We start from the raw sequence: 9,316 nt of genomic DNA, 5'->3' as shown, positions 1-9,316 counted from the left end.
CTGCGTCTTGCTCGACAATCCAAAGACAATTGAGAGGCTAGGACTTTTGTCCCAGCCTCTCGCTTTTTTATGACTAATAAGTCTTTGACACGATGGCTGAATTGACTTTTGACACAAACTGTATTTTCTCTATTCTCAAGCTCAACCAGCCATCGGATTTGTTGAAACTTCTCAGGACTGAAACTAGGAAACCAAGACTTGGGCTATCGATTTCGGTCCCCAATCTTTTTATTTTAATCGATAGGTTTTTCTTGGTTTCTTTTTAGGCACTCGTTTGAGCCCAACTTCTTCTACATATTCACCGTATTTAACTAGAAAGTTATTGCTGACGATTGGTCGTCCTGGGTTGATGAGATTGACTAATTCGGTTCCTTCATAGACAGTGAATTCCTCCTCTAGCAGATAGAGGAAGGTCGGATTCCAGTCAAGACGTCCTTGGATTCGTTTAATAGACTCTTGGATAATGGCATAATGGTCAAAGGCGAAGGCTTGCTCCCCCAACTCTAGTCCCTCTAAGAAGCACTTGCCCGTCTGAAAATCAACATCGACAAAAACCACATCCTTGGCATCATCTCCAGCTTGAACGAGATCAAGTGCGCGGCTAGGTAGATACACCAAATGGGCGATAGTAACCGTCCAGCCCCTCGGATCACGACCTGGAGTAGACACTGTCATCAACTGTTCGATTTTTTCCAAAGGAAGGTCGAGGTTGACCTCCTCCCTCACTTCACGCTGACAAGCATGCCTTGCATCTTCGCTCTTATCCATAAAACCACCGACCAAAGCCAAACAGTTTTGATAAGGATGGGCCTTGCGACGAATTAGCAAGAGTTTGATTTTCCCTTCCACAAAGCAATAAGCTACCATATCCACCGTCACGCTCGGTTTTTCATACTGAGGAAGATCCTGTTTGCAGTACCAGTCTAAAAATTCCTTCTCCGTCGCATGAATCTCAAAATATTCTCTTTCTGTCATTCCAGCCGGGATTATCGTTTCAGTCATCTTATCCCTCCCTGACAGCTTTTGTCCATTGATACCAACCGACTAAACTATTGATGGTGTAAACCCAGTACATACCTTGAATATGGATATTTTCACCCCACCAGAGGTAAATACTAAAGAGATTGGTTGCAATCCAGAAAATCCATTGCTCCCGGTAAAGACGTGTCATCAAGAGCTGACCAACACCATTGGTCGCATCGGTAACACTGTCACGGAAAGGACGAGCGCTATGGATACTTTGGTAGGCAAAGCCCATACCAATCCAGATGATAGCAGTCAAAGCCAAATATTTGAGCCAATCAATCAGGCCAAGTTTCTTAGCTTCAAAGTGGGATTCTTCTGGTTTTCCTTGTTCATTGATCCGATTAGACAACCAAGTATAGAGACCAATGGGCTGCATGACAAAGAAATAAACTGTTGTCAAAACTTCTCCGTAGAAAGTAGCATTCATAGCTAGGACCAAATAGATAGCAGAGTTAGTAGCACCAAAAAGGTAGTTGCTTGCCCGACCTTCAGCTACCAAGATAACGCAGACAATCCCTGTCCAAGAGGCCAAGAGACCAACCCAGTCATGACTTTCCGTGTTTTGTGTAAACTCCAGAATAAGAGGGACACTTGATAAAGCAATCAAATAGAGCCACTGGAAAAGACTGCGTCCCACAAAGAGGTCTTTCCAAAGCAAACGCATAACTCCTGCAAAACCAATTTTACGAGCTTCTGCGTGAACATTTTTAAAATTTGCGATAAATCGAGTAATTTTTTCAGTTATTTTTTTCATTTTCTTCTCCTAATCTGCTTGGTAAATGGCATCGATAGCTACTTTTGCTGCTTCATAATTTCCTAGATAGTCATCAGCTAGATAAACATGAGGGATAGTAGCCAGATATTGCTCCCTCATCATATCCAAATGCTGAGAAAAACTGTGACGGATATGGTCTTCTGCCATGGTCATGTCGCGAAAACCATCATTGACATAAGAGCCAACAGGTTGCACAAAGAGGATTAGATCCCACTTTTCCTTGGCTAATATGGAAACAAAGAGATTATCAAAGGTCTCTACGGACAAGTCCTCCTGCTCTTCGCTTTCCATGTAGTAATCGTAGTAGCCCTTGGTTACCAGTGAGTTGGTGTCTGCAATGACCAGGCCTCGATTGGCATTGCTATCGATTAACTTGGAAGTTTGGTCATATTGGCCCAAAAGAAGGTAATAATAATCTTTTGGGGTAAGCTCATCATCACGGACATTATTTTTTATCTGATACTCACGAGCATACTCCAGACTGACTGGCGCATCATAAAAACGAGCTAAATCCTTGGCTAGAGTTGTTTTACCATTACTCGCACTTCCCATAATCAACACTTTCTTTGTAAACTGCCGGCGGAAGGGTTGAGCGATATATTTCCAATATTTACTTGGATTTTCTCGAATCATGGTAGCCGAAATTCCAAATTTTCTTTCCTGCAAAACTGCTTGAAAACCACGTTTATGAAGCTCTGTTTGGTAGTCGGCCTCTCCTACAAAAAAGATTAGCTCCTCAGCAGTCTGGTCATAGGAAATGGCCTGCAACATCTGATCCAACCACTCCTGCCAGCCCATTGGATAGCGCGGGATAGTAGTTTCGTCAAGTTTACAAACAGAGGTCAACTCATCATCTCGAAAAGCTTCACGAATATAGCGAAATCTCTTTTGTAGTGTAAGTCCCACCTGTTCACCACGATCTCCCTTATAACCTGAAACTACCACCCATACAGCATCACATTGACGTTTTGCTCTTTGAATTAAATCAATATGCCCCTGATGTAAGGGAGCAAAGGTGCCAAAAACCACTGCTATACTCTTTTTCATGTCTTTTCAACCTTTTTATAACTTTTTATATTTTATATTATACTCCTCTCCCTTGTGTTTGTCAATACTTTTTTATTGTTTTTTATAAAAACATTCATACATGATCGGATTTTTTACTTGATATACAAAACTTGATTAGGAGAAACTCGTTTTTGAAATTCTTAAACTAATACTCTTCGAAAATCTCTTCAAACCACGTCAGCTTCACCTTGCCGTACTCAAGTACAGCCTGCGGCTAGTTTTCTAGTTTGCTCTTTGATTTTCATTGAGTATAAATGCAAAATCCAAATGCTTATTTAAGTAACAACTTTCCAAAAAAAGGCTGAAACAATCTGTTCCAACCTCACAATTTTAAATAATCTCAAATTTCAATTGACCTGCTTTGACACCAATTTTAAGTGTCTTACCTTCTTTCAGTTCACCTGTAAGAAGGAACTCTGCAAGCTTGTCTTCTACTTCCGTTTGCAAAGTTCTACGTAGTGGACGAGCCCCCATCTCTGGATCATAACCCTTCTGAGCTAGAAGTTTAAGGGCAGATGCTTGGAGTTTCAAGTCAATGCCTTTCTCTGCCAAGCTCGCAATCAATGGTTTGACCATAATCTTAACCACTTCTTGCATATCTTGACTTGATAGGCTATGGAAGACAACTTTTTCATCAATACGGTTGATGAACTCTGGGCGGTAAGCCTTTTTCAACTCTTCAAACATCCGTTTTTCCATATTTTCCTGGTCAAAACGAATATCCTTGGCTCCAAATCCGACTGTCTTGTCATCACGAAGAGCTGTCGCACCTAGGTTTGATGTCATGATAATAATGGTATTTGAGAAATCAACCTTGCGCCCCTTGCTATCTGTAAGAACCCCATCATCCAAGACCTGCAAGAGAACATTAAAGATGTCTGGGTGAGCCTTCTCTACCTCGTCAAAGAGCAAGACTGAGTACGGTTTGTTACGAACCTTCTCGGTCAACTCTCCACCTTCTTCGTAGCCTACATAACCTGGAGGAGCTCCGTTAAGACGGCTGGCTGCGAATTTTTCCATATATTCACTCATGTCAAAGCGGATAAGAGCAGACTCATCATCAAAGAGAACTTCCGCCAAGGCCTTGGCCAACTCGGTCTTACCAACACCTGTTGGTCCTAGGAACATAAAGGAGCCAATTGGACGTTTGTTATTGCGAATACCCGATTGATTTCGGCGAATGGCACGACTGATACTAGATACAGCTTGTTCCTGTCCGATAACACGCTTATGCAGTTCAGCTTCAAGATTGAGATATTTCTTGGCATCTGTTTGGGTCAATTTTTGAACTGGAATACCTGACAAGCGACTCAAGGTGGTCAAAATATCTGATTCTGTCACCAAATCTTTATAGACTGGAACTTCCTGTTCTTTTGCAATGAGTTGAGCAGCTTGCTTCCATTTACCATCCATCAAGGCCTTATCAGCTGGTGTTAAACCTGACTCATCTTGTTTAGCGTGTTTCGATTTATTTTGCACTGTTGCAGCTGCTTCATCCAAAAGATCGATTGCTGAGTCTGGCAAATGACGACTCGTCAAATAACGATGTGCCATTTTGACAGCTGTTTCTACTGCATCGTCTGTAATTTGGACATGGTGGTGTTTCTCGTAAGTTGCTTTCAAGCCCTGCAAAATAGCCATACTATCTGCTAAACTTGGCTCTTCAATCATCACTTTTGCAAAGCGACGAGAAAGGGCTGCATCTTTTTCGATGTGCTTTTGATACTCTTCCTGAGTGGTCGCACCGACAGTTCTCAGAGTTCCACGTGCCAAGGCAGGTTTCAAGATATTGGCCGCATCCAAGGTCGAATCAATCCCACTTCCCGACCCCATAATGGTATGAAGCTCATCGATAAAGAGGATGACCTTTCCATCTTCCTCAATATCTTTGATGATATTGTTCATACGTTCTTCAAAGTCACCACGGAAACGAGTTCCCGCAACCACATTCATCAAATCAAGTTCTAAAACTCGCATCTTAGCCATTTCATCAGGTACATCCCCGTTGGCAATACGTTGAGCAAGACCAAGTGCTAGAGCTGTTTTACCGACACCTGCATCTCCAACTAGGACTGGATTATTTTTTGTCTTACGGCTCAAGATTTGAATCATACGAGAGATTTCTTGGTCGCGCCCGATGACTGGTTCCAATTTACCCGAACGAGCTTGCTCCGTAAGGTCATGCGTATAATCTTCCAAACCTCCACTTGGTGTCTGAGGCATACCCATCATATTAGCCATGGAATTTTGCTTATCCGCTACCGTACGATGACGCTGGCGAAGGGCCTTCAAATCTTCTCTAGTCCAACCAGCACGCGCTTCAAGACTTCGACGAAGTCCAGCAATCTTGACCTGATCCTTCTGATCTTCGTAAGAAAATCCCGCTTTTTCTAAAATGCGAGTAGCTAAGGCATTGCCATCATGTAAGATAGCATAAAGAACATGCTCTGTTCCCAATACCTTGGCATGTACGACAGAAGCAACGTGCTCTGCTTCCAACAACAATACCTTCAACCGGTGTGAAAAAGGCAGCTCCTGATAATGTTCCTTATCGCTATACTTTGTTTCAGTCAGCTCTACAGCAACTTCCTCCAGACGATCAATCTCATATGGAAATTCGTTTAAAGTCGCCCCAGCCACACTGTAACCATGATTGGCCATAGCAATCAATAGGTGCCATGACTCTAGGTATTCTGCCCCAAAATGACTTGCGACCAGAAAGGCACTTTCTATACATTCTCTCAATGCTTTTGAATATTTCATTTAGTTCTATTTTCCTTTTCTATCTACCTCTTGTAATAACTGACGGAGCATATTGGCACGGATAAGATTGGCATCATCGCCTAAAACTCGGTCTGTCGCCATTGCTAATAATAGATTCATCTCCTGACGAGTCACCAAATCCTGCTCAAACAAGAGTCTTAAAACATCTTCAAAGATAGCTAGGCTAACTTCTTCACCTACCGAATACAATAAATCGCGGAGCATTTCATGGTGGTTTGAGAATTCAATCCGACCAATGCGAATATAACCGCCACCTCCCCGCTTACTTTCAACTAAATAGCCTCTGCTTTCAGTAAATCGAGTCTTAATCACATAATTAATCTGGCTAGGCACGACTTGAAAGGTATCCGCTAATTGGCTTCGTTGCAATTCAACCATACCCGACTGCTCCAAAATCGCCTTGATATAGGCCTCTATATGGTCTGATGTATTTTTAAATCTCATAGAACGCCACCTCTTTCTTTGAACCTTGACTATCTTTGACTATTATACCGAATTTTTCGATTTTTTAAAAGAAAAAGGGGCTGGTAATGAACAATCCTCACCAACTCCCTGTCTTTCTAATTATTTAATCCCAATTCCGCTAAGATTTGGCGTTTATAAGCAATTTTTTGAACTTCCTTGTCTTGATCTTCAGACCAGTCGAGTTTGACTTCAGAAACAATCTGTCCAGGCCTATTTTTCAAGATATAGATACGGTCACTAAGATTAAGGGCCTCCTCGATACTATGCGTAATGATGAGTGTTGTCAGGCCTAGCTGTTTATGAATCTCCAAATACCAGGCGTGGAGCTCCATCTTAGTCATCTCATCCAAGGCACTAAAGGCCTCATCTAGAAGAAAGAGCTTATGTCCAAAAAGATAGGTACGAAGTAAAGCAACACGCTGACGCATCCCACCACTAAGCTCATGAGGATACTTGTCACGTATCGCCGTCAACTGAAAGGTAGCAAGGATTTCATCTGCTTTGGCAATGGCTTCTGCCTTGTCCACCTTTTGAATCAAGAGGGGCAAAATGATATTACCAAGTACCGTCTTATGTTCCAAGAGCAGATCCTTTTGTAACATATAGCTCACGCGCCCCTTGGGATTTTCCTCCCCATCAAGCACAATTCTACCTGACTGGACTTCTAAAATGCCTGCAATCAGGTTAAAGAGGGTAGTCTTTCCTACACCACTGGGGCCTAGGATAGAGACCACTTCACCTGAAGTCACTTGTAGGTTAATGTCCTCTAAAATCTTTTCATCATCGTAGGCATAGCTTACGTGTTCTAGTCTAATTTCTGTCATTATTTTACAAATTCGTTAGTAAATCCTTTATCAGTCAAATCTTCCTTGAGGATACCATTTTCTTTATCCCATTTGTAGAAGGCATTCCAGCGGTCAGCATCAAACTGTCCCCATTTTTCCTTGTCGCTAGCATACTCTTTTGATAAGTATTTCTGAGATTCGATGACAAAGTCACGTTTATCCTTTAACTCAGGTGCATTCTTGATCAAGATATCAGCCGCTTCTTCTGGGTGATCCATAGCGTATTGGTAACCTTTTTTAATAGCTTGGATGACTTTACGAGCTTCTTCTTTGTTGTCTTTCAGATAGTCATTGTTAGCGATGATAACTGGTGAGTAGTAGTCAAACTCTTTGACGTAGTCTTTCAAATACATGAAGTTTGCATCCACACCTTGAGATTTAGCAAGGATTCCATCCCAACCATAATAAATCCAGGCAGCATCAAAAACGCCATTGGCAATCGGTGTGATCGAGTTTGAGTCATTGTTTGGTACTTTTTCAACCTTCTCAAAGTCTCCACCTTGAGATTCTACCAAGGTTTTCAACATCGCAAGCTCAGTTGGGTCATTCCAGGTTCCGTATTTCTTACCAACCAAGTCTTTTGGACTAGTTACATTATCGGATTTACGAGAGATGATACCTGATGTATTGTGCTCAACGATAGCTGCAACAGCAGTAATACCTGCTCCTTTTTCCAATTTCTTAGCCATGTAGTCTTGGAAATAGATAGCAAATGGTGCCTTGCCATTGATAACCAAGTCTGATGAGCTTTCTTCTGGTGGCAATTTCAAATCAACATCCACTCCAGCTTCTTTGAAATAACCTTTTTCTTTGGCTACATAAAGCCCTGTATGGTTGGTATTGGGTGTCCAGTCTAGGATAAAGTCAATTTTTTTGAGTTCTGCTTCTTTGTTATCCTTAGAAGCTGTTCCTTGGCCACAAGCCACAAGCACGACAGCTAGAAAAGCTGTTACAATCGTTAAAAACACTTTCCATGTTTTCTTCATTTTTATTTCCTCTTTTCTTTTTCCAAAACGCTCTATTTTAAGCACGTTTCCATTTAATCACATATTTTTCACTGATATCGACTAGCTTCATCCCCAGAAGACTGATCAGCGATACCAGAATAATAATCGCAAACATGGTATCATACTGAAACAGTTTTTTGGACTGAATCATGTAGACACCTAGTCCTTCAAAGCCTCCCAACCACTCAGATACAACTGTTGTGATGAAAGCATAGGAGACACTGACCCTCAGACCTGCATAAAAGTAGGGCAGGCTGACAGGGATTTTAAAATGCCACAGGATTTGCCAAGGATTCGCTCGCATCAGACTAAACAAGGTCAGCATGTCCTTGTCGCAATGCCTAAATCCATCTAGAATACTGACGATAATAGGGAAGGTTGTCGTCAAGATAATCAAGACAATCTTGGGCAAGATTCCGTAACCTAGCCACAAGACCAGGATAGGGGCTATGGCAATGGTTGGTATGGTCTGGACAACCACCATCATAGGGTAAATCAAATCATTTAGCCAGCCCAGACTATCCATAAGGACAGCCATGATACAGGCTATTAAAACACCCAAGACCAAACCTAGTAAAGCTACTCTCAAGGTTGCCCAGCTATGGTACCAGAGAAATTCTCTATCACGAACAAAAGACTGGAGGATTTCAAGTGGTGTCGGCAAGATAAACTTTGGTAGAAGTTTTAAGAAACCTGCCACCTGCCAAAGAGACAAGACACCCAAAAATCCTAGCAGGCTAATACGCCGTCTCATTATACTTTTCAAGTTTCTCATCGATGCTTAAAATCTCTCCTATATTTATTTTCACATTGGCAAAAACATTGTCTGCTCCTTGACCTGCCACCTCTAGCGCTTCTTTGAGAATACGCATCAAGTCATCAAAATCTCCCTCTAGAACCGTTTCAAAGGGTGTCACTATCATAGTAACTTCTTGAGCTTGCAGATAAGCAATGACTTGATCGATAATAGCTATGCGGTCAATCCCTTGTGACAGGGGTAAGATTTGTAAAGCAATGCTTGCTTTCATTAAAACCTCCTTCTAAGTTACAGTTTTTCTTTGTAAAAAAGAAAAACCTCTTTCATATATGAAAAAGGTGCAAAATTAGGCCAAGTATTCGTTCCCTACGCTGGCATTACCCAGATCAGGTGCGGTCGAAGTTTAACACTTCCTCTCAGACTGTACACAGACTCCCATATATTATATGGACATATGATAACGCAAAATAAACAAGATGTCAAGGAAACTGCTTACAGAAAAGAGAGTGGGACAGAAATCGGTAATTCATTAGAATTCGATTTCGTCGTCCCACCTCCGCACAGTTGAGTAGGGCTGTAAAAGCTGATG

The 9,316-nt window shown here is 41.8% G+C and carries 9 protein-coding genes; all 9 read right to left on the bottom strand.

Annotation, left to right across the window (positions count from 1 at the left end; translation table 11 throughout):
• Positions 1 to 228: 228 nt before the first annotated feature.
• On the bottom strand, positions 229 to 1,002 hold the full coding sequence (locus ADM33_RS06125) for an NUDIX domain-containing protein (protein ID WP_049503793.1): 774 nt from the start codon (positions 1,000 to 1,002) through the stop codon (positions 229 to 231).
• Position 1,003: 1 nt separating this feature from the next.
• A complete protein-coding gene (pnuC, locus tag ADM33_RS06120) occupies positions 1,004 to 1,780 on the bottom strand; it encodes a nicotinamide riboside transporter PnuC (RefSeq protein WP_049503791.1) in 777 nt (258 codons plus the stop codon).
• Between the two features lie 9 nt (positions 1,781 to 1,789).
• Complete coding sequence (locus tag ADM33_RS06115) at positions 1,790 to 2,848, bottom strand: AAA family ATPase (protein ID WP_049503789.1); 1,059 nt, start codon at positions 2,846 to 2,848, stop codon at positions 1,790 to 1,792.
• Between the two features lie 351 nt (positions 2,849 to 3,199).
• Positions 3,200 to 5,632, bottom strand: coding sequence for an ATP-dependent Clp protease ATP-binding subunit (locus tag ADM33_RS06110; RefSeq protein ID WP_049503787.1), 2,433 nt, complete (start codon positions 5,630 to 5,632; stop codon positions 3,200 to 3,202).
• Between the two features lie 6 nt (positions 5,633 to 5,638).
• Positions 5,639 to 6,097: a CtsR family transcriptional regulator gene (locus ADM33_RS06105; protein WP_001211286.1), complete on the bottom strand. Its 459-nt coding sequence runs from the start codon at positions 6,095 to 6,097 to the stop codon at positions 5,639 to 5,641.
• Positions 6,098 to 6,213: 116 nt separating this feature from the next.
• Positions 6,214 to 6,942, bottom strand: coding sequence for an ABC transporter ATP-binding protein (locus tag ADM33_RS06100; protein ID WP_049503786.1), 729 nt, complete (start codon positions 6,940 to 6,942; stop codon positions 6,214 to 6,216).
• Positions 6,942 to 7,949 (bottom strand): ABC transporter substrate-binding protein, encoded by a 1,008-nt coding sequence (locus ADM33_RS06095; protein ID WP_049503784.1) that lies wholly within the window; start codon positions 7,947 to 7,949, stop codon positions 6,942 to 6,944. Before ADM33_RS06095 ends, ADM33_RS06100 begins: the two co-directional genes overlap by 1 nt.
• Positions 7,950 to 7,986: 37 nt before the next feature.
• Positions 7,987 to 8,745, bottom strand: a complete 759-nt coding sequence (locus tag ADM33_RS06090; RefSeq protein WP_049503782.1) for an ABC transporter permease — start codon at positions 8,743 to 8,745, stop codon at positions 7,987 to 7,989.
• A complete protein-coding gene (locus ADM33_RS06085; RefSeq protein ID WP_049503781.1) occupies positions 8,708 to 8,998 on the bottom strand; it encodes a thiamine-binding protein in 291 nt (96 codons plus the stop codon). The genes ADM33_RS06090 and ADM33_RS06085 overlap by 38 nt, the downstream gene beginning before the upstream one ends.
• Positions 8,999 to 9,316 lie beyond the last annotated feature (318 nt).

Origin of the sequence: Streptococcus oralis (assembly GCF_001075875.1) — a bacterium.
GTDB classification, from domain to species: domain Bacteria; phylum Bacillota; class Bacilli; order Lactobacillales; family Streptococcaceae; genus Streptococcus; species Streptococcus oralis_I.
This window is presented reverse-complemented; position numbering and strand designations above follow the sequence as displayed.